At 66.7% G+C, this 21,433-nt stretch carries 18 protein-coding genes; all 18 read left to right on the top strand.

Translation table 11 applies throughout. The features are described 5' to 3' along the window. The 18 genes from CKJ82_RS00715 (at position 1) to rapZ (ending at position 21,413) form a co-directional block, all read left to right on the top strand. The gene (locus CKJ82_RS00715; protein WP_095536632.1) at positions 1-921 is read left to right on the top strand and encodes an aspartate carbamoyltransferase catalytic subunit; all 921 of its coding nucleotides are present in this window, start codon (positions 1-3) and stop codon (positions 919-921) included. Further along, on the top strand, positions 922-2,238 hold the full coding sequence (locus tag CKJ82_RS00710; protein ID WP_095536631.1) for a dihydroorotase: 1,317 nt from the start codon (positions 922-924) through the stop codon (positions 2,236-2,238). 9 nt (positions 2,239-2,247) lie between these two features. Continuing rightward, positions 2,248-3,441 (top strand): glutamine-hydrolyzing carbamoyl-phosphate synthase small subunit, encoded by a 1,194-nt coding sequence (gene carA / locus CKJ82_RS00705; RefSeq protein WP_095536630.1) that lies wholly within the window; start codon positions 2,248-2,250, stop codon positions 3,439-3,441. Between the two features lie 33 nt (positions 3,442-3,474). Then, a complete protein-coding gene (gene carB, locus CKJ82_RS00700; RefSeq protein ID WP_095536629.1) occupies positions 3,475-6,831 on the top strand; it encodes a carbamoyl-phosphate synthase large subunit in 3,357 nt (1,118 codons plus the stop codon). Further along, positions 6,821-7,654 carry an orotidine-5'-phosphate decarboxylase gene (gene pyrF, locus CKJ82_RS00695; RefSeq protein WP_095536628.1) on the top strand — a complete coding sequence of 278 codons (834 nt, stop codon included), beginning with the start codon at positions 6,821-6,823 and terminating at the stop codon, positions 7,652-7,654. The genes carB and pyrF overlap by 11 nt, the downstream gene beginning before the upstream one ends. A gap of 302 nt (positions 7,655-7,956) precedes the next feature. Next, complete coding sequence (mihF, locus tag CKJ82_RS00690; RefSeq protein ID WP_095276401.1) at positions 7,957-8,280, top strand: integration host factor, actinobacterial type; 324 nt, start codon at positions 7,957-7,959, stop codon at positions 8,278-8,280. A gap of 2 nt (positions 8,281-8,282) precedes the next feature. After that, on the top strand, positions 8,283-8,876 hold the full coding sequence (gene gmk / locus CKJ82_RS00685) for a guanylate kinase (protein ID WP_095276404.1): 594 nt from the start codon (positions 8,283-8,285) through the stop codon (positions 8,874-8,876). Positions 8,877-8,892: 16 nt separating this feature from the next. Next, positions 8,893-9,192 carry a DNA-directed RNA polymerase subunit omega gene (gene rpoZ, locus CKJ82_RS00680; RefSeq protein ID WP_144717015.1) on the top strand — a complete coding sequence of 100 codons (300 nt, stop codon included), beginning with the start codon at positions 8,893-8,895 and terminating at the stop codon, positions 9,190-9,192. A gap of 100 nt (positions 9,193-9,292) precedes the next feature. Continuing rightward, a complete protein-coding gene (coaBC, locus tag CKJ82_RS00675; RefSeq protein ID WP_095536626.1) occupies positions 9,293-10,519 on the top strand; it encodes a bifunctional phosphopantothenoylcysteine decarboxylase/phosphopantothenate--cysteine ligase CoaBC in 1,227 nt (408 codons plus the stop codon). Positions 10,520-10,660: 141 nt separating this feature from the next. Beyond that, a complete protein-coding gene (gene metK, locus CKJ82_RS00670) occupies positions 10,661-11,875 on the top strand; it encodes a methionine adenosyltransferase (RefSeq protein ID WP_415528340.1) in 1,215 nt (404 codons plus the stop codon). A gap of 19 nt (positions 11,876-11,894) precedes the next feature. Further along, positions 11,895-13,904: a primosomal protein N' gene (locus tag CKJ82_RS00665; RefSeq protein WP_095536624.1), complete on the top strand. Its 2,010-nt coding sequence runs from the start codon at positions 11,895-11,897 to the stop codon at positions 13,902-13,904. A 107-nt stretch (positions 13,905-14,011) separates the two neighbouring features. After that, a complete protein-coding gene (fmt, locus tag CKJ82_RS00660; protein ID WP_095536623.1) occupies positions 14,012-14,944 on the top strand; it encodes a methionyl-tRNA formyltransferase in 933 nt (310 codons plus the stop codon). Continuing rightward, the gene (locus CKJ82_RS00655; protein ID WP_095536622.1) at positions 14,941-16,446 is read left to right on the top strand and encodes an RsmB/NOP family class I SAM-dependent RNA methyltransferase; all 1,506 of its coding nucleotides are present in this window, start codon (positions 14,941-14,943) and stop codon (positions 16,444-16,446) included. The genes fmt and CKJ82_RS00655 overlap by 4 nt, the downstream gene beginning before the upstream one ends. Positions 16,447-16,456: 10 nt before the next feature. After that, positions 16,457-17,134, top strand: a complete 678-nt coding sequence (gene rpe, locus CKJ82_RS00650; protein WP_095536621.1) for a ribulose-phosphate 3-epimerase — start codon at positions 16,457-16,459, stop codon at positions 17,132-17,134. Positions 17,135-17,259: 125 nt separating this feature from the next. Then, on the top strand, positions 17,260-17,745 hold the full coding sequence (ribH, locus tag CKJ82_RS00645; protein ID WP_095536620.1) for a 6,7-dimethyl-8-ribityllumazine synthase: 486 nt from the start codon (positions 17,260-17,262) through the stop codon (positions 17,743-17,745). A 78-nt stretch (positions 17,746-17,823) separates the two neighbouring features. Beyond that, a complete protein-coding gene (locus tag CKJ82_RS00640) occupies positions 17,824-18,357 on the top strand; it encodes a PH domain-containing protein (protein ID WP_095536619.1) in 534 nt (177 codons plus the stop codon). 36 nt (positions 18,358-18,393) lie between these two features. Then, positions 18,394-20,466: an excinuclease ABC subunit UvrC gene (uvrC, locus tag CKJ82_RS00635; protein WP_095536618.1), complete on the top strand. Its 2,073-nt coding sequence runs from the start codon at positions 18,394-18,396 to the stop codon at positions 20,464-20,466. 65 nt (positions 20,467-20,531) lie between these two features. After that, entirely contained in the window at positions 20,532-21,413 is an 882-nt protein-coding gene (gene rapZ, locus CKJ82_RS00630) for an RNase adapter RapZ (RefSeq protein WP_095276437.1), read from the top strand. Positions 21,414-21,433 lie beyond the last annotated feature (20 nt).

Raw genomic sequence — 21,433 nt, 5'->3', positions numbered from 1 at the left:
ATGAAACACCTCGTTGACATCGCGGATCTCACCCGCGACGACGCCATCGCGATCATGGATGAGGCCGACCGCTTCAAGGAAGCCCTGGACGGCCGCGACATCAAGAAGTTGCCCACGCTCCGTGGGCGCACCATCTTCACCCTCTTCTACGAGAACTCCACCCGCACGCGCTCCTCGTTCGAGACCGCGGGCAAATGGATGAGCGCGGACGTGATCAACATTTCCGCTTCCAGCTCCTCGGTGAAGAAGGGCGAATCCCTCAAAGATACGGCGCTCACGGTGCAGTCGGTCGGCGCCGATGCCATCATCATGCGACACTCCGCATCCGGTGCCGCGAAGCTGCTCACGAAGTGGCTGCCGGAGACCAGCATCATTAACGCCGGCGACGGCAAACACCAGCACCCGACCCAGGCCCTGCTGGACGCGGTGACCATGCGCCAGCGCATCGGCGAGATCGCCGGGCGCAAGGTGGTCATCGTGGGCGACATCGTGCACTCGCGCGTGGTCCGCTCCAACGTTGACCTGCTCACGCTGCTCGGCGCGGAGGTCGTGCTGGTCGCGCCGCCAACCCTGCTGCCCACCGGGGTCGAGCACTGGCCAGCGCGCGTGGCTTACGACTTGGACGCGGAGATTGCGGACGCGGACGTGGTGATGATGCTCCGCGTGCAGGCCGAGCGCATGCACGGCGGCTTCTTCCCCTCGCACCGCGAGTACGCCTCGCTGTACGGGCTGAGCGCGGCTCGCGCGGACCGCATGAAGGACGGCGCGATCATCATGCACCCGGGCCCGATGTTGCGCGGAATGGAAATCAATTTTGCTGTTGCGGAGCGCCAGAACACGGCGGTGTTGCAGCAGGTAACCAACGGTGTCTACACGCGCATGGCCGTGCTGTTTACGCTGCTTGCGGGAGAGGAAAAGTAAATGGCAAAGATTCTGCTGAAGAACGTGCGCCCGTACGGCGAGGACGAGGTGCAGGTGCTTATCGACGGCGGCGTGATCACCGCCATCGGCACCGAACTCGACGTCAACGACGCCGAGAGCGTCAAGGACGCCGAGGTCATCGACGCGCAGGGGAAGGTGCTGCTGCCGGGCCTGGTGGACATGCACGTCCACTTGCGCGAGCCGGGCCGCGAGGACACCGAGACCATCGCCACCGGCTCTGACGCCGCCGCGAAGGGTGGGTTCACCGCCGTTTTCACCATGGCGAACACTAGCCCGGTGATTGATCAGCCGTTTTTGGCTGACGCCGTGTGGGAAAAGGGCCAGGCCTACGGGAAGTGCGACGTGTACCCTGTTGGCGCGATCACGCAGGGGCTTCAAGGTGAGCAGCTCAGCGAGATCGGCCTGATGAGCCGCGGCCACGTGCGGATGTTTTCCGACGACGGAAAGTGCGTCAACAACCCGCAGGTGATGCGCCGCGCGGTGGAGTACGCGAAGGCGTACGACGTCCTGCTGGCTCAGCACGCCGAGGACCACCGCATGACCGCGGACTCGGTCGCGCACGAGGGCGAGGTGGCCGCACGACTCGGGTTGGGCGGCTGGCCGCGCGTCGCCGAGGAATCGGTGGTGGCACGCGACGTGATCATGACGCGCGACTACGGCGGGCGCCTGCACATCTGCCACGCCTCGACCGAGGGCACCGTGGAACTGCTGCGGTGGGCGAAGTCCCAGGGCATTGCGGTAAGCGCCGAGGTTACCCCGCACCACCTGCTCCTCACGGACGAGAAGCTGGAAACCTACGACGGCGTCTTCCGCGTCAACCCGCCGCTTCGCGAGTCCCGCGACACGGTCGCGCTGCGCGACGCGCTGCTCGACGGCACCGTGGACGTCGTAGCCACTGACCACGCGCCGCACGGCTCCGAGGACAAGTGCGTGGAGTTCGAACACGCGAAGCCGGGCATGCTCGGGCTGGAGACCTCGCTAGCCATCATTGCCAAGGTCTTCGTCGAATCCGGGCTGGCAGATTGGCGCTTTGTGGCCAAGGTAATGAGCGAGCGCCCCGCGGAGATCCTGCGCCTGGCCGACCAGGGCCGGCCGATTGCGGAGGGCGAGCCCGCCAACCTGGTGCTCGTGGACCCGGGTGCCGCGTGGACCGTACACGGCGAGGAGCTCCGCTCGAAGGCCTCGAACACACCCTACGAGGGCACCGAGTTTTCCACTAGCGTGGCACTGACGCTGCTGCGCGGCGAGGTGACCTACCGCGCCACCCCAAGCGACACCACAACCAGCACGAAGTAAGGAACCACCATGACTGAATCTCGAATCCCTGCGGCACTCGTGCTCGGAGACGGCAACGTCTACCGCGGAACCGCTTTTGGCGCCGTCTCGGCTGATTGCGACTCGCAGGACTCCGCGACGAGCGAGCCGGTGTACGGCGAAGCCGTCTTCACCACTGGCATGAGCGGCTACCAGGAGACGATGACGGACCCGTCCTACCACCGCCAGATCGTCGTGATGACGGCACCGCAGATTGGCAATACCGGCTGGAACGACGAGGACAATGAGTCCCGCGGCAACCGCATCTGGGTCGCCGGCCTGATCATCCGCGACCTGTCCAAGCGGGTCTCCAGCTGGCGCGCGGAGCGTTCGCTGGAAGAGGAGATGCGCAACCAGGGCATCGTGGGCATCAGCGGCATTGACACCCGCTCCGTGGTGCGCCACCTGCGCAATTTCGGTTCCATTCCGGCTGGCATTTTTGTGGGGGAGGACGCCGCACAGAGCGTCGATAAGCTTGTGGCGCTGGTGAACGAGCAGCCGAGCATGGCTGGAGCCGACTTGTCCGCCGAGGTCAGCGCGGACGAGCCGTATACGGTCAAGGCGCAAGGGGAGAAGCGCTTCACCGTCGTGGCGTACGACATGGGCGTGAAGACGGCGACCCCGAACCACCTGGCCAAGCGCGGGGTGGAGACAATCGTCGTGCCTGCGAACACTCCCTTTGAGGAGATCACTCAGTACAACCCGGACGGCGTATTCATCTCCAACGGTCCGGGCGACCCGGCGACCGCCGATGAGATGGTGGACATCACCCGCAAGGTCCTCGAACAGAAGCTGCCGCTGTTTGGCATCTGCTTTGGCAACCAGATCCTCGGCCGCGCGCTGGGGCTGGAGACCTTCAAGATGAAGTTCGGCCACCGCGGCATCAACGTGCCGGTGAAGAACCACCTGACCGGCAAGATCGACATCACCTCGCAGAACCACGGCTTCGCGCTGAAGGCGCCGGACGGCGTTGGCGTGGGCGAGAAGTTCGACACCGACTTCGGCCCGGCCGTGGTGTCGCACACCTGCCTGAACGACGACACCGTGGAGGGCGTCGCGCTGGAAAACGGCATGGCGTACTCGGTGCAGTTCCACCCGGAGTCTGCCGCCGGACCGCACGACGCGAACCCGCTGTTTGATCAGTTCATCGAGCTCATGCAGCAGCACAGCCCGAACGCACAGTAACCAGGAACCAGGAAACACAAGGGAGAATTCACGATGAAACGCAACGACATCAACCACGTCCTGGTTATCGGTTCCGGGCCAATCGTCATCGGTCAAGCCTGCGAGTTTGACTACTCGGGTACCCAGGCGTGCCGCGTGCTCAAGGAGGAGGGTCTGCGCGTGACCCTCATCAACTCCAACCCGGCCACCATCATGACCGACCCGGAGTTCGCCGACCACACCTACGTCGAGCCGATCGAGCCCGAATACATTGACAAGATCCTCGCCCGCGAGGCCGAGCAGGGCAACCCGGTGGACGCCATCCTGGCAACCCTCGGCGGCCAGACCGCCCTCAACGCTGCGATCCAGCTGGACCGCCAGGGCATCCTGGCCAAGCACGGCGTGGAGCTCATCGGCGCAAATATTGACGCCATCGAGCGCGGCGAAGACCGCCAGAAGTTCAAGGACATCGTTGCCAAAATCGGCGGCGAGTCTGCGCGCTCCCGAGTCTGCTTCAACATGGACGAGGTCCACGAGACCGTCGCCGAGCTGGGACTGCCCGTCGTCGTGCGCCCGTCCTTCACCATGGGTGGACTCGGCTCCGGCCTGGCGTTTTCCATGGAGGACCTGGACCGCATCGCCGGTGGCGGCCTAGAGGCCAGCCCGGAGGCCAACGTGCTCATCGAGGAATCCATCCTCGGCTGGAAGGAGTACGAGCTGGAGCTCATGCGCGACGGCGACGACAACGTCGTGGTCATCGCGTCCATTGAAAACGTTGACGCGCTCGGCGTGCACACCGGCGATTCCGTGACCGTGGCGCCCGCGCTGACGCTCACCGACCGCGAGTACCAGACCATGCGCAACCAGGGCATCGCGATCATCCGCGAGGTCGGCGTGGACACCGGCGGCTGCAATATTCAGTTCGCGGTCAACCCGGATGACGGCCGCATCATCACCATCGAGATGAACCCCCGCGTCTCGCGCTCGTCCGCGCTGGCGTCGAAAGCCACTGGCTTCCCGATTGCAAAGATCGCCTCGCTGCTGGCCATCGGCTATACCCTCGACGAGATCACCAACGACATCACCGGCGAGACCCCGGCGGCGTTCGAGCCGACTCTGGACTACGTCATTGCCAAGATGCCGCGCTTTGCGTTTGAGAAGTTCCCGGGCAGCGACGACACCCTCGGCACCTCCATGAAGGCGGTCGGCGAGGCCATGGGCATTGGCCGCAACTACATTCAGAGCCTGAACAAGGTCATGCGCTCGATGGAAGACAAGCCGAACGGTTTCTGGACCAGGCCCGACGAGTACTTCGCGGAAGGCCGCGAGCAGGACCTCAACGCCGTGCTGGATGACCTGAAGACGCCGACGGACAAGCGCATGTACGACGTCGAGCTGGCACTGCGCCTCGGCGCGTCGATCGAACTCGTCCACGAGGCCAGCGGTATCGACCCCTGGTTCCTCGCCGAGCTGCAGGCGCTCGTGGACTTCAGAAGCACGCTTGCCGACGCCCCCGTGCTCGACGCCGACCTCCTCCGCGAGGCCAAGACGTACGGGTTATCCGACGCCCAGATCGCCGCGCTGCGCCCGGAGCTGGCCGGCGAGGACGGCGTGCGCTCCCTGCGCTGGTCGCTGGGCATCCACCCCGTGTTCAAGACGGTGGACACTTGCGCGGGTGAGTTCGAGGCGCAGACGCCTTACCACTACTCGGCCTACGAGATGGACCCGAACGCGGAGTCCGAGGTCGCCGAGACCGGCCGCGAGAAGGTCATCATCCTCGGCTCCGGCCCGAACCGCATCGGCCAGGGCATCGAGTTCGACTACTCCTGCGTGCACGCGGCCCTTGAGCTGTCGCGCATTGGCTACGAGACGGTAATGGTCAACTGCAACCCGGAGACCGTCTCCACCGACTACGACACCGCAGACCGCCTCTACTTCGAGCCGCTGACGTTCGAGGACGTCATGGAAATCTACCGCGCCGAGCAGGCGTCCGGCACGGTGGCTGGTGTGATTGTCCAGCTTGGTGGCCAGACCCCGCTGGGCCTGGCGCAGCGACTTGCGGATGCCGGCGTGCCCGTCGTGGGCACCAGCCCGGAAGCCATCGACCTGGCGGAGGACCGCGGCGAGTTCGGCGACGTGCTCACCGCAGCGAACCTGCCGGCACCGGCCTACGGCACGGCCACGTCCTTCGATGAGGCCCGCGAGGTGGCCAACGGCATTGGCTACCCGGTGCTCGTGCGCCCCTCCTACGTGCTGGGCGGCCGCGGCATGGAGATCGTTTACGACGAGGCGAGCCTGCACGACTACATTGAGCGCGCCACCGAGCTGACGCCGGACCACCCGGTGCTAGTGGACCGCTTCCTGGACTCCGCGATCGAGATCGACGTGGACGTGCTGTGCGACGGCGACGAGGTCTACCTCGGCGGCGTCATGGAGCACATCGAGGAGGCGGGCATCCACTCCGGCGACTCCGGTTGCGCGCTGCCGCCGATGACACTCGGCCCGGACGACATTGCCAAGGTGCGCCGCTCCGCGGAGGCGCTGGCGCACGGGATCGGCGTCAAGGGCCTGATGAACGTGCAGTTCGCGCTGAAGGACGACATCCTCTACGTCATCGAGGCAAACCCGCGCGCCTCGCGCACCGTCCCGTTCGTGTCGAAGGCGACGGGCGTGCACCTGGCCAAGGCCGCGTCGCGCATCATGATGGGCGCCTCCATCGCGCAGCTGCGCGAGGAGGGCCTGATCCCGTCGGACTACGACGGCGGCTCCCTCCCGCTGGAGCACCCGATCGCGGTGAAGGAGGCGGTCCTCCCGTTCACGCGCTTCCGTCGCCCAGACGGCTCGCTGCTGGATACCATCCTTGGCCCGGAGATGAAGTCCACGGGCGAGGTGATGGGCCTTGCCCCGTCCTTCGGCGTGGCGTACGCGAAGGCGGAGACAGCAGCGTTTGGCGCCTTGCCCACCGAGGGGACTGTCTTCGTCTCGGTGGCCAACCGCGACAAGCGCACCCTCATCTTCCCGATCCAGCGCCTGTACACCATGGGCTTCAAGGTGGTGGCTACGGCCGGCACCGCCCAGATGCTGCGCCGCAACGGCATCGAGTGCGAGGTCGCCCAGAAGGCCTCCGAGGTGCGCGAGGGCGGCGAGGGGACCTCGATTGTGGACCGCATTAACGACGGCGAGATCGACCTGATCCTCAACACCCCGGCCGGTTCCTCCGGCGCCCGCCACGACGGGTACGACATCCGCGCGGCGGCCGTCGTCGCTGGCGTGCCGATCATGACCACGGTGCAGGGCGTGACCGCGGCCGTGCAGGGCATCGAGGCGATCCGGGACAACGAGATCACCGTGATGAGCCTGCAGGAGCTCGAGCACGCAGCCAAGGAAGAGGCGAGCGCCGATGCCGAGTAGCGCCCCGCAGCCCGGGTTCGGCGGACGTCTCGTCGCCGCGGGCGAGCGCCACGGTCGGCTGTGCGTCGGCATCGACCCGCACGCCGCGCTGCTTAAGCAGTGGGGCCTCCCAGATTCCGTCGACGGCTTGCGCCGCTTCGCGGAGATCTGCGTCGAGGCGTTCGCCGGGTACGTCGCCCTGGTGAAGCCGCAGGTCGCGTTCTTTGAGCGCTTCGGTGCGCGTGGCTTTGCGGTCCTGGAGGAGACGCTGGCGTCGCTGCGCGAGCGCGGCACCCTCTCGGTGGCAGACGCGAAGCGCGGCGACATCGGCTCGACCATGGCCGGCTACGCGGCCGCCTGGCTGGAGCCGGGCGCTCCGCTGGAGGCCGACGCGGTCACGCTGACGCCATACCTCGGCGTCGGCTCGCTGGAGCCCGCCATCGAGTTGGCCGGCGAGCACGGCAAGGGCGTGTTCATCATGGCCGCGAACTCAAACCCGGAGGCGGAGGCGTTCCAGAGCTCGCTTATCGACGACCGCACGATCTCCCAGTACATGGTCGACGGGTGCGCGGCGTACAACAGCGATTCCGACTCCGGAATCGGTCACGTCGGTCACGTTGGGGTCGTGGTGGGCGCGACCGTCGGCAAGCCGCCCCTGCTCGATCACCTCAACGCGCCGGTGCTCATGCCCGGGGTGGGCGCGCAGGGCGCCACGATGGATGACGTGGCGCGCATCGCCGGCGCGCAGGCTCGGCTGGTGTTTCCGAACGTCTCGCGGTCCGTGCTCAGCGCTGGCCCTGACGTGGGGAAACTTCGTGACCGGGCCGGTGAGCTGGCAAAATAGGAGCTTTGCCGGGGTCGTTTGCGCTTCTGGGCAAAAACCCTGGTAGTTTAGTTCCGTCAACGCGTTGACGTGGTTAAATCGTTTGACGCATCGGGCCGCGGTTGCGGTGCGGTGGCCGGGGCACGCTCCCCGGCGCGCGTCGGCGCGGAGGATCTGACCCAGTGCTACACTTAGCCAGAACTGAGAGTTGCACGGATGGCATTCGGGCTGTTGAACGGCCGTGTGGATTCGTGTGGTGGTCTCGGCTTGACGGCTTCGGTAGAACTGGACCGATACGTACTACTACACACATGGAGGAACCAGTGGCACTTCCACAGTTGACTGATGAGCAGCGTAAGGCAGCACTTGCAAAGGCAGCCGAGGCACGTAAGCAGCGCGCAGAGCTGAAGGCTTCGCTGAAGCGCGGCGACACCGACCTCAAGGACGTGCTGGACAAGGCTGAGTCCGACGAGATCATTGGTAAGACCAAGGTCTCCGCACTGCTCGAGGCCATGCCGAAGGTGGGCAAGGTCAAGGCCCGCGAGATCATGGAAGAGCTGGAAATCGCACAGACCCGCCGTCTGCGCGGCCTGGGTGAGCGTCAGCGTCGCGCCCTGCTGGAGCGTTTCGGCTTCTCCGAGGACTAGAGATGGCTGAGACAGCGCCGCGTGGGAGCCTGGTCGTCCTGGCCGGGCCCTCCGCTGTAGGGAAATCGACAGTGGTGCGGCGGCTTGTCAGCGACGTCCCGGATCTTTACTTCTCCGTCTCCATGACCACCAGGGCACCCCGCCCTGGCGAGGTCGACGGGGAGGACTACTTCTTCGTCAGCGCTGATGAATTCCAGCGCCGGATTGACGCGGGGGAGATGCTGGAGTGGGCCGACATTCACGGCGGTCTGCAGCGTTCCGGCACCCCGTCCGGTCCGGTCCGTGAGGCCCTCTCGGCCGGTCGCCCCGTGCTCGTGGAGGTTGACCTCGCCGGGGCTCGCAACATCAAGCAGTTGATGCCGGAGGCAAGAACGGTGTTCCTTGCCCCGCCGTCGTGGGAGATTCTGGTGCAGCGCCTGTCCGGGCGTGGCACCGAGACCGAGGACGTGATTCAGCGTCGTCTCACCACGGCTCGTGAAGAGCTCAACGCTCAGGATGAGTTTGATAGCGTTGTGGTCAACGATGACGTGGATTCGGCCGTCGCGGCAATTGCCAGCATCCTGATGAACACATCGAACAACAACACAAGCGAGTAGGTTTTTAGTGAGCAACATTACTGAGGAACCGTCGCAGGCAGCCCCGGAAGCTACCGAGGACAAGTCCTACGACGCACCCGAAGGCATTACTGCGCCTCCGATTGATGAGCTGCTGACCAAGGTGTCGTCCAAGTACGCACTGGTTATCTTCGCCGCGAAGCGCGCACGCCAGATCAACAGCTTCTACCAGGATTCCGAGGACGGCGTATTTGAGTTCGTCGGCCCGCTGGTCACCCCGGAAGCGGGGGAGAAGCCGCTGTCCATCGCGCTGCGTGAGATCCAGGCTGGTCTCCTCGAGCACGAAGAGGGCCAGTAACGCCTCGGCGGCACCGCGTCGCCTGAGACATCGAATCGGCACCACCGAGTAAGCCTGCATTGGGCTTGCGGGTGGTGCCGTTTGCGTAGACTAGGCCACCATGAGTCAACGCAACGTAGTCGTCGGCGTCGCCGGCGGTATCGCCGCATACAAAGCCTGCCACCTGATCAGAGACTTCAAAGAGGCGGGGGATGACGTCCGCGTGGTCCCGACCGCCAACGCGCTCAAATTCGTCGGCGCCGCCACGTTCGAGGCGCTGTCCGGACACCCGGTGGACACCGGTGTTTTCGAGCGTGTCGATGAGGTGCAGCACGTTCGCATTGGTCAGGAGGCTGACCTGATTGTGGTGGCCCCGGCGACGGCGGACGTGATCGCGCGCATTGCAGGGGGGCGCGCAGACGACCTCCTGACCGCGACGGTGCTCGTGGCCACGTGCCCCGTCGTCGTGGCACCGGCGATGCACACGGAGATGTGGCACAACGCTGCCACGCAAGCGAACGTGGCCACGCTACGCAGCCGCGGGGTGACGGTCTTGGAGCCCGCGCACGGGCGGCTGACCGGGAAGGACTCTGGCCCCGGCCGGTTGCTCGAGCCGCAGGCGATTGCGGAGCTCGCGCGCACGGTCGCCACGACCGGGCCGCTGGGCCGCCCGCTGGAGGGCAAGCGCGTGCTGGTCAGCGCCGGGAGCACGCAGGAAAACATCGACCCGGTCCGGTACGTGGGCAATCGGTCCTCCGGGCGCCAGGGCTTTGCGCTGGCCGATATTGCCGCGCACAAGGGGGCGCAGGTCACTGTGGTTGCGGGAAACACGGAGGCGCTGGAGACCCCGGCTGGTGCAGACGTGGTACGGGTGACCTCGACCCGCGACATGGAGCGCGAGATGCGCTCGCGTGCTCCCGAGGCGGATGTGGTGATCATGGCCGCCGCCGTGGCGGACTATCGCCCGGCGCACGAGGCGACCTCGAAGCTGAAGAAGGGACAGGCGGATGCGTCGCTAGAGCGCATCGAGCTGGTAGAAAACCCGGACATTCTGCGTGGGCTCGTTGACATGCGTGACAACGGGGAGACGACGGCGGCGATTATGGGGTTCGCGGCTGAGACAGATAACGCGCTGGAGTATGGCAAGGCAAAGCTGGCACGCAAGGGTGCGGACCTCCTGATGGTCAACGACGTCTCGGGCGGCAAGGTGTTTGGGCAAGCCCGGAACTCGGGGTGGTTGCTGTCGCGCGACGGCGGGGTCGCCACGATTGAGGACGGCACCAAGCACGAGGTCGCGGCGCAGATCTGGAGCGCGATTGAGGCCGCGGGGCACGACACGGAAGCATAACGTTGCCAATTTAGACAGCTTGGTCTATCGTGGTGTTCGTTCGCGTGGGGCGAGGTGGCGTCGATAAGCGTTCGCCCCGCTCGCGCTTCGCCCGCACGGCGATGAGATACGAAACAGTGCTGCACCGAAAGCGAGACCATTTTGTCTACTGATCCTTACTACCGTTTGTTCACCAGCGAGTCGGTGACCGAGGGCCACCCCGATAAGATCTGCGATGCCATCTCGGATGCCATCCTGGATGACATGCTCGCGCAGGATCCGGCAGCGCGCGTGGCTGTAGAGACCCTGGTCACCACCGGACAGGTGCACGTGGTCGGCGAGGTCAACACGACGGCGTACTCCAACATTGCGAAGATCGTGCGCGACAAGCTGGTCGGCATCGGCTTTACGTCGTCCGAGGTGGGGTTCGACGGGCGTACGTGCGGCGTCAATATCGCGATCGGTGACCAGTCGCTGGAGATTTCGGAGGGCGTGTCGACCTCGCAGGAGGTCCGCGAGCAGTCCTCCGCGGAGGCGGACGATCAGGCCGGTGCCGGCGACCAGGGCCTCATGTTTGGGTACGCCACGAATGAAACGCCGGAGTATATGCCGCTTCCCATTTCCACCGCGCACCGCCTGTCGCGCAGGCTCACGGAGGTGCGCAAGCTGGGCAAAGTGGTGGGCCTGCGTCCCGACGGCAAGACCCAGGTCACCTTCGCCTACGACGGCAACACCCCCGTCGCGCTGGACACCGTGGTGATTTCCACGCAGCACGACCCGGACTTCACCGGCGATGCGCTGCGCAACGCTCTGCGTACCGAGGTGCTCGAGTGGGTAGTCAAGGACGCCGGTCTGGAGCAGTACTACACGCCGGACACGAAGCTGCTGGTGAACCCGTCCGGTTCGTTTGTGCTCGGCGGCCCGATGGGGGACGCCGGGCTGACCGGCCGCAAGATCATCGTGGACACCTACGGCGGCATGGCCCGCCACGGCGGCGGCGCGTTCTCGGGCAAGGACCCCTCAAAGGTGGACCGCTCGGCCGCGTACGCAATGCGCTGGGTGGCCAAGAACATCGTCGCCGCGGGCCTGGCAGAGCGCGTCGAGGTCCAGGTGGCGTACGCCATTGGTCGCGCCACCCCGGTGGGCCTGTACGTGGAGACCTTCGGCACCGCCGCCGAGGGCCAGACGGATGCCACGATCCAGCAGGCCGTGGAGAAGGTCTTTGATCTCCGACCTGCCGCGATCATCCGCGAGCTTGACCTGCTGCGCCCGATCTACGCCCAAACCGCAGCGTACGGGCACTTCGGCCGCACCGATGTGGAGCTGCCGTGGGAGCAGTTGAACAAGGCGGAGGAGCTCAAGGCCGCCGCCAGCTAGTGCGCTAAACTCGGGCACCATGTCGTCGTCGCCCGCAACCCAGTACCCCGTCGCGCGGGTGCTGCCGATGTTGGGCCTGGCGCAGCTGGACCGCCCCTTCGACTACCTGGTCACGGAGGGCGACTCCGAGGCCGCGCAGCCCGGGGTGCGGGTGCGGATCCGCTTTGCGGGCCGACTGGTGGACGCGATTGTGCTCGAGCGCACTGCGGTCTCCTCGCACGAGGGGAACCTTCGCTTCATCGAGCGCGTCATCTCGCCGGAGGTCGTCGCGCCAGAGCAGTTGCGCTTGCTTATCGACGCCCTCGCGCAGCGCTACGCCGGCGTCCGCTCCGACATCTACCGCTCCGCCATCCCGGCGCGCCACGCCAAAGCCGAGGAGACCGATACGTCGACGCCCTGGGACGAGCTGGGGGAGGCGACCGAGCCAGACCTCTCTGCGTGGAGCTCCTATCAATATGGGGAGAGCTTTGTCGACGCAGTCCTGGACGGGAAACTCGCACGCGCCGCCTGGCAGGTCGTGCCTGGCGAGGACTGGGCCGCGACAGTGGGGGCGCTCGCCGCGAAGGTCGCGCTCAGCGGGGGCGGCGCGCTCGTCGTCGTGCCCGACCAGCGCGACGTGGACCGGTGCGAAGCAGCGCTGCGCGAGCACGTTTCGGCGCGCCAGGTGACCACGCTCACCGCGAAGCAGGGGCCGCAGGCACGGTACTCGCGCTACCTCTCGATCTTGCACGGCCAGGGCCGGATCGTGGTGGGGACCCGCTCGGCGGCGTTTGCCCCCGTGCGCAACTTGCGGTTGATAGTGCTCATGCACGATGGGGACGAGAGCCTGGTCGACCCCCGCGCGCCCTACGCTCACGCACGCGAAGTACTCACCACCCGCTCGGCGCAGGAGCAGGTGCCGCTGATCATCGGCGGGCATGCGCGGACCGCGGAAACGCAGCTGTTTGTGGAGCGCGGTTGGATGCACGAGCTGCTCGCCCCGCGGGCGGTGCTCCGGCAGGTCAGCCCACGCATCCACGCGGCGGGGGACTCGGACGCCGCTATGGAGCGGGACCCCCGGGCGCGGCAGGCAAGGATGCCGTCGGCGGCCTTCATGGCCGCGCGCGCTGCGCTGCGCCGCGGGACGCCGGTGCTCTTCCAGGTCCCGCGCACCGGCTACATCCAGTCCCTGGCCTGCGGGCAGTGCCGCGCGCCGGCGCGCTGCAGGTGGTGCAACGGCCCGCTCGGCCTGCCCGCCGGCGGCGAGGCGTCGGCGCCGACGTGTCGGTGGTGCGGCCGCATGGACCCGGCGCACGTGTGTCCGGAGTGCGGGTCGAAACGGGTGCGCGCGATGGTGCTGGGCACCGAGCGCACGGCAGAGGAGCTTGGCAGGGCGTTCGCGCAGTTCCGGGTGCGCACATCGTGGGGCGACAAGGTCCTGGATGCCGTGCCTGCGGAGCCGGCGATCATTGTGGCCACCCCGGGGGCTGAGCCGGTTGCGGAAGGAGGCTACGGCGCGGCCGTGCTGCTGGACGTGTGGGCGCTGCTGCAGCGGCCGGACCTGCGGGCGGTGGAGGACACGTACGCCAAGTGGGCGGCCGCTGCCGCGCTCGTGCAGCCGCACGCCGACGGCGGCGAGGTTGTCGTGGTCGCGGAGCCGTCGCTCCCGGTCGTGCAGCATCTCATCCGGTGGGACGCCCGCGGGCACGCGGCACTCGAGCTGGCGCAGCGGCGGGACGCCCGCTTCCCGCCCGCGGTGCACATCGCTGTGGTGGACGCGCCGCGCAAGGCGTTGGACGACTTCTTTGGCAACGTGGAGTTGCCGGACCACGCGGAGGTGCTCGGTCCGGTCGACCTCCCGCCGGGAATCGACGTCCCGGGTGAATGGGACCGGGGCGAGTACGGCCCGGCCCAGCGGATGCTCGTGCGCTCACCGCTCCATGGCCGCGCCGCGCTTGGTACGGCGCTCCGCACCGGACTGATCAACCGGGCGGCGCGGCGGCAGACCCTTCCCCTGCGCGTTCAGGTCAACCCGATAGACGTGGGTTAGGCGCCGCGGTGGAGCAGTAGACTGGGCGGGCAAACGCTGCCTGCGGCGCACGAGTGGTGCGGGGCGGTGACGTCGATAAGCCCGGGCGACCGGGGGAGGAGAAGGATATGCGGCTAGTGTTCGCCGGCACCCCGGAACCAGCGGTGGTGGCGTTGCAGCGACTCATTGATTCACAGCACGAGGTCGTGGCGGTGCTCACTCGGCCCGACGCGCGGCGTGGGCGCGGCCGTACGCTGCACCCCTCGCCGGTCAAGGCGCTCGCGGTCGAGCACGGCATCGAGGTCCTGGCACCGGAGAGCTTGCGCGAAAACGAGGAGATTCGGGACCGACTCACGGCGCTGGCACCGGACGCAATCCCGGTGGTGGCGTACGGCAATCTCATCCCCGAGGACATGCTGGGCATACCAAGGCACGGGTGGGTCAACCTGCACTTTTCGCTCCTGCCACGGTGGCGCGGCGCGGCGCCGGTCCAGTCCGCGATCCTCGCGGGTGATACGGAGACGGGCGCGAGCACCTTCCGCATCGACAAAGGTTTGGACACCGGCGAGGTCCTCGGCACCATCTCCGAGACCATCAGCGCGGAGGACACCGCTGACGATCTGCTCACGCGCCTGGCCTACGCCGGCGCGGACCTCCTCGTGGACACCATGACGGGGCTCGAAAATGGCACGGTCACACCCACGCCGCAATCGGGGGAGGCCACCTACGCGCCCAAGATCGTGCCCGCAGACGCCCGCGTGGACTGGTCCGCACCCGCCGCCGACATCGACCGCGCCGTGCGCGCACACACCCCGGGACCCGGCGCGTGGACGACAGTGGGCGACGACCGTTACAAGCTGGGCCCCGTCGCGCTTACCGGCGAAGACACGCTCGCGCCCGGCGCGGTGCGAGTGGAAAAAAACCGGGTTGTCGTGGGCACTGCGACGCAGGACGTGGTGCTGGGCATGATCCAGCCGCCGGGAAAGAAGCGGATGAACGCCGCCGACTGGGGCCGCGGCCTGCAGCCGGCGCAGATTGAGCAGGGAGTGGTGTTCGCATGAGCGGAGGATTCCGATCCCGCTCGGCAGGGCGGCGCAGCCAGGAGACAGCGCGCAACCAGGAGCCCGAGCGCAAGGGGCAGAAAAACGGCCGCGGTGACCGCCGCGGCCAGGCGAGCCGGCGTGGTGGCGCCAACAAGCGGGGTCCTGCTACGCGCACCGGAGACGCGGCGCGAGAGGCGGCCTTTGACGTGCTGCTCCGTGTGAGCGAGGAAGGCGCGTACGCGAACCTGGCGCTGCCGGCGCTGCTGCGGGAGCGCAAGATCTCCGGGCGCGACGCGGCGTTTGCCACCGAGCTGACGTACGGTGCGCTGCGCACGCAGGGCGTGCTGGACGCGGTGATCGCGGAGAACTCCTCGCGTGAGTTGGACCGGATCGACCCGCGGGTGCTGGCGGCGCTTCGCCTGGGCACCTACCAGCTGCTCTACACCCGTGTGTCCTCGCACGCGGCGGTGGACACGTCGGTGCGGCTGGTCGAGGCCGCCGGCCAAGGCAAAGCGAAGGGCTTTGCCAATGGCATCCTGCGCACGATCGACCGCTCCACGCCACAGCAGTGGTTTGACCGGCTCACGCCCTCCGGCGCGCTGGAGGCGGCGGCGTTCCGCCACGCGCACCCGGCCTGGATCGCACGCTCCTTCTTCGCCGCGCTCGGGCTCGACAGCGAATCCTCGCCCGACCAGCTGGCCGAGCTGGAGCGCGCCCTCGAGTCGGATTCGGCTCGCCCCACTGTGCACCTGGTCGCCCGGCCCGGCGAGCTCTCTGCCGAGGAGCTGGCACTGAGCATCGGTGGGGAGGAAGGGACTTACTCCCCGTACGCGGTGTACCTCGATGAGGGCGATCCCGGTCAGCTCGAGCCAGTTCGTGAGCGGCTCGCCGCCGTGCAGGACGAGGGCTCGCAGCTCATCGCACGGGCCGTCGCCGAGGTACCCGTCGAGGGAGATCAAGGCAAATGGCTTGACTTGTGCGCGGGGCCCGGCGGCAAGGCGGCGCTGATGGGCGCGCTCGCGCGCATTGACGGCGCGTCGGTCGACGCCGTGGAGAGCAGCGCGCACCGCGCCGAGCTCGTCCGCAAGGCAACCGACGGTCTCCCGGTCCGCGTTCACACCGCGGACGGCCGCGATCCTGGTCTCGCACCGGGCTACGACCGAGTGCTTGTCGACGCCCCCTGCTCCGGTCTTGGCGCGCTGCGCCGTCGCCCGGAGGCGCGCTGGACCAAGTCCGAGCGAGACATCGCCGAGCTGACCACCCTGCAGTCCGAGCTTCTTGCCTCCGCGATTCGCCTGGCGCGCCCCGGCGGCGTCATCGTGTACTCCACTTGCTCGCCGGACCTGCGGGAGACGCGCGGTGTGGTCGACGCGGCGCTGGGTGACGGCGGGGTTGAGGAACTCGACGCCGCCGAGTTCGCCTGCGGCATGGAGCACACAGGCGAATTTCCGAGCGTGCAGATGTGGCCACACCGGCACGGCACCGACGCGATGTTCTTCGCGGTCCTACGCAAGAAGTAGGCTTGGCGGCATGATCTACATCGCTCCCTCCATCCTGGCCGCCGACTACGCCAATCTTGGCGCGGACGTGCGGAAAGTCCCCTCGGCAGACCTGCTCCACGTGGACATCATGGACGGTCATTTCGTGCCCAACCTCTCGTTCGGGCCGGACGTGACTAAAGCCGTCGACGGTGTCACCGACCAGTTCCTGGACATGCACCTGATGATCGAGGAGCCGGAGCGGTGGTTCGCCACCTATGTCGAGGCGGGCGGCGACCGGCTGATTTTTCACGTGGAGGCGACCAGGGACCACGTTGCCGCGGCGCGCCAGTGCCGTGAGCTCGGCGTCCAGGCTGGCTTTGCCATCAAGCCTGGCACCCCAATCGAGCCGTACCTCGACTCGGTGTCGGAGTTTGATCAGGTCATGGTGATGAGCGTGGAGCCCGGCTTTGGCGGGCAGAAGTTTATGCCCGAGGTGTTGCGCAAGGTGATGACGTTGCGCGACCACATTGCCGCGGAGGGCTTGGACACCATCATCGGCATCGACGGCGGGATCGGCAACGCGACCATCGCCCAAGCCGCGGAGGCTGGCGTCGACGCGTTCGTCGCGGGCTCCGCCGTGTTCGGCGCCGACGACCCTGCGCAGGCGGTAGAGCGACTGCGCGAACTGGCACAGGAGGCGGCCAGCGGTCCCGGTTCCGTGAGTTGACACGTATCCTGAACCCTGTCAGTCTGTCGCAAAACCCATCTCATCCCAGGGCGCGCGCGTTGCGACGGGCGCCGGCCCGGGACCTACGCCTCGCGCAGTACGCGCGTTGAAGGAGTGTTGTACGCATGACCGCTTCCGGTGCGCCGGAGGACTATTCCCCGAACTCTGAGGGGTACACCCTCGCCATTGTGGCGACTCGCTGGAACGCACGCATTGTGGACATGATGCGCGAGCGCGCTCGGGATACCGCGCGCGAGCTCGGGGCGAAGGCAGATGAGTACCTCGTGGATGGCGCGATGGAGCTCCCCGTGGTGACCCAGGCGTGCGCGCGCCGCTACGACGCGGTGGTCGCCCTCGGGTGCGTGATCCGCGGCGAGACGGCCCACTTCGAGGTCGTGTGCGACTCCGTAACCAGCGGCCTGACCAGGGTGTCGCTGGACGAGGGCACTCCGGTGGGCAACGGTGTGCTCACCGTCGAGGACGAGGACCAGGCCTACGAGCGCTCTGGCGGCGAGGACGCGAAGGAAGACAGGGGAGCGTTGGCCGTACGAGCCGCGCTCAGCGCCGCAGTCGAGCTGGGCAAAGTACGGGCGCTGCACGAGCGGGACTAGTATCCGAAGGGACCCGTAGCAGGTTCCTGGTACCCCAACGCAGCACACCTATAGACGAGGCAGGAAAGGGAGAAGCGAGTGTCGGAGGATACGACCCAATCGAGGAAGCTCAGCGACGAAGAACTCGCGTACCTCAACGCTCTCGACCCCCACGCGGTGACGTCGTCCAAGCCGTGGGAATTCACGGCGAAGTCGCCGTTTCTCAGGCGTGTGGCCATCGTCTGGATCATTGTGGTGATGGCTGTACACATCTTTATGTCGGCCGTCGTGGACGTGAAGTTCACCGGGGTGGCCATCACCGGCGTGGACAAGTTCGCGTTCATCGGCGTCGGACTCATCATCTCCGCCTTGTCCTGGTACTTCCTGACCCGCCCTCGCGTTCGCGCTAATGAAGACGGCGTGGAGGTCTCCAACATCATCGGGACGAGGTTCTACCCCTGGCTCGTGGTCTACGGACTCTCGTTCCCCAAGGGTGCCCGCATGGCGCGCCTTGAACTCCCGGACTTTGAGTACGTCCCGCTGTGGGCCATCCAATCCGGAGACAAGGAGCGCGCGTTGCGCACCGTTGGCCAATTCCGAGAGCTTGAAGCGAAGTACATGCCGCAGGATTAACCTCCTGTCGCCGATGTGTGAAGGAGGAGCGCCCACGTGGCGAACCCGAAGGACTACCGCCCGGCCCCAGGGACCATTCCGACGGAGCCGGGAGTGTATAAGTTCCGCGACGCGAATGGTCGTGTCGTGTACGTGGGCAAGGCTAAAAGCCTTCGCGCAAGGCTGAACAACTACTTCCAGCCGCCCGAGCACCTGCACCCGCGCACCAGGCAGATGGTGTTCACCGCGGCCTCGGTGGAGTGGACCGTGGTGGCCAGCGAGGTGGAGGCGCTCCAGCTCGAGTACACGTGGATCAAGAGGTTCGATCCTTGGTTCAACGTGATGTATCGGGATGATAAGACGTACCCGATGCTCGCCGTGAGCGTGCGAGAGCGGTACCCGCGAGCCTTCTTCTATCGCGGGCCCAAGCGGAAGGGGGTGCGCTATTTCGGCCCGTATTCCCACGCGTGGGCAGTGCGCGAAACGCTTGACCTGCTCACCCGGGTGTTTCCCATCCGCACCTGTTCCAACGGCGTGTATAACCGCCACGAAACGTTGGGGCGCCCCTGCCTGCTTGGGTACATCGACAAGTGCGCCGCGCCGTGCGTGGGCCGGGTCGACGAGTCGGAATACGAAGACATCGTTGCTGGCTTTATGGGGTTTATGTCCGGCAACACGGACAAGGTCGTGCGCGATATGACTGCGCAGATGGAGTCCGCCGCGGAGCACCTCGAGTTTGAGAAGGCCGCGCGGCTTCGCGACGACCTCGGCGCCGTCAAAAAGGTCATGGAGCGCCAAACGGTCGTGCTCAGCCCCGATACGGATGCGGACATCATCGCCTTCGATACGGACGAATTGGAAGCCGCGGTGCAGATCTTCAATGTCCGCGGCGGCCGCATCCGCTCGCAGCGCGGCTGGGTGGTGGAGAAGTCTGGCGACGAGCCCGGCTCCGCGGAGCGCCTCGACGGGGATGGGCCAGATCCTGCGCTGCCCGTGCTCGTGCAGAACTTCCTCGTGCAGTACTACTCCGACGCGGTGGAGCGCCAAAAGCAGGAACAGGCGGAGGACGCCCGTCGGGCCGCGGAGACCATCAAACGCCGCGGCGTGGACCAGGAATCGCACGCGGAGGTGCGCTCGCCAGTTCCGGTGCCCAAGGAGATCCTCGTGTGCGCGATGCCGGACGAGGAAGAGGAAGTCACGAAGCTGCTCGAGGGCCTGCGCGGCGCACAGGTGAACATCCGCGTCCCGCAGCGCGGTGACAAGGCGGCCCTGATGGAGACCGTGCGCAAGAACGCCGCCGATGCGCTGCACCAGCACAAGCTGAAGCGGGTCGGCGACCTCACCGCCCGTTCCCAGGCGCTCCAGGACATCCAGGACGCGCTTGGCATGGAGGAGGCGCCGCTTCGGATGGAGTGCACGGATATTTCGCACATCCAGGGCACCGACGTGGTGGCTTCGCTCGTCGTGTTTGAGGATGGCCTGCCCAAGAAGCAAGATTATCGACGCTACCGCATCAAGGAAGCCGCCGGCGACGGTCACTCCAACGACGTCGGCTCGATCGCCGAGGTGACCAGCCGCCGCTTCAAGCGCTACAACGAGGACAAGCTGGCCAACCCGGACGAGGAGTCTGCCGCAGTGATGTTCGCGGAGGAAGCCTCCGAGGTGGAAACGACCAATAACAAGCGGTTCGCGTATCCGCCACAGCTGTTCATCGTTGATGGCGGCAAGCCCCAGGTCGATGCCGCGCAGGCAATTTTCGACGAGCTTGGCGTGGTCGATGTCCAACTCATCGGCCTGGCCAAGCGCCTCGAGGAAATCTGGGTCCCGGACGATGACGAGCCGGTGATCCTGCCGCGCAACTCGGAGGGCATGTATCTCCTCCAGCAGATCCGCGACGAGGCCCACCGCTTTGCCATCACGTACCACCGCCAGCAGCGCTCCAAGCGCATGCGTTCCTCCGCCCTGGACGCGATCCCTGGCCTCGGGCCCTCCCGACGGTCGGAGCTGGTCAAGCACTTTGGCAGCGTGAAGAAGATGAAAGCGGCGTCCGTTGAGCAGATCGAAGAGGTCAACGGCGTTGGGCCGAAGCTGGCCGCGACGATTTACGAGCACCTGCACAAGGGAGAATGAGCCCTCGCTGCAAGTTCCTCCGCAGACTGGGACAGGCGCGGTCCGAGTTCCGTTAGGATGGCCGTATGACTCAGCACCAGGACCAACCGCTCCACCCGGTCATCATTACCGGCTTGTCCGGCGGCGGGCTTTCCACCGCTGCGAAGATTTTTGAGGACAAGGGCTACTTCGTGTCTCAGAACCTGCCCCCGCAGCTGATTCTGGAGCTGGTGGGCATGTCGACCGCGAAGGATTCCCCGGTGTCGCGTCTCGCCGTGGTGACGGACGTGCGCGCGAGGAAGTTCAACGGGTCGTTGATGAATACGATCTCGGAGATCAAGAAGCTCGGGTTCGCCCCGTTCATCCTGTACCTCGAGGCGCGTGATGACGTGCTGATCCGCAGGTTCGACTCGGTGCGGCGCACCCACCCGCTCCAGGACGGGGACACGTTGCAGCACGGCATCGAGCGTGAGCGCGAGGCGCTCGAGCCGGTGCGCGACATCGCCGACGTGATCATTGACACGACGAACCAATCGGTGCACGACCTGCGGCGTTCGATTGAGGCGTCGATAGGCGAGCTTGCGACTGGGAAGCAGCACGTCACGCTGGAATCCTTTGGGTTCAAACACGGCTCGCCGCGCGACGCGGACATCGTGCTCGACGTGCGCTTCCTCCCGAACCCTTACTGGGTGCCGGAGCTACGCGAGTTCCGTGGCGTGGACAAGCCGGTGTCGGACTACGTGCTGAGCCGGGAGGACGCGGAACCGTTCATCGACAACTTTGTGCGACTGCTCAGTAGCACGCTCGAGGGCTACCAGCACGAGGGCAAGGACTTCATCACCGTCGGGGTGGGGTGCACGGGCGGGCACCACCGGTCCGTCGCGGTCGCAGAGGAAATCGGCCGGCGGCTGCAGCAGAAGCCACGCCTGGAAGTCAACGTCTTACACCGCGACCTCTGCAGAAACTAGCGCTGCAGCGCAATCACACT

Origin of the sequence: Corynebacterium gottingense (assembly GCF_002285125.1) — a bacterium.
Lineage (GTDB): Bacteria > Actinomycetota > Actinomycetes > Mycobacteriales > Mycobacteriaceae > Corynebacterium > Corynebacterium gottingense.
The sequence above is the reverse complement of the archived record's forward strand: the minus strand, read 5'-3'. Positions and strand labels throughout refer to the sequence as shown.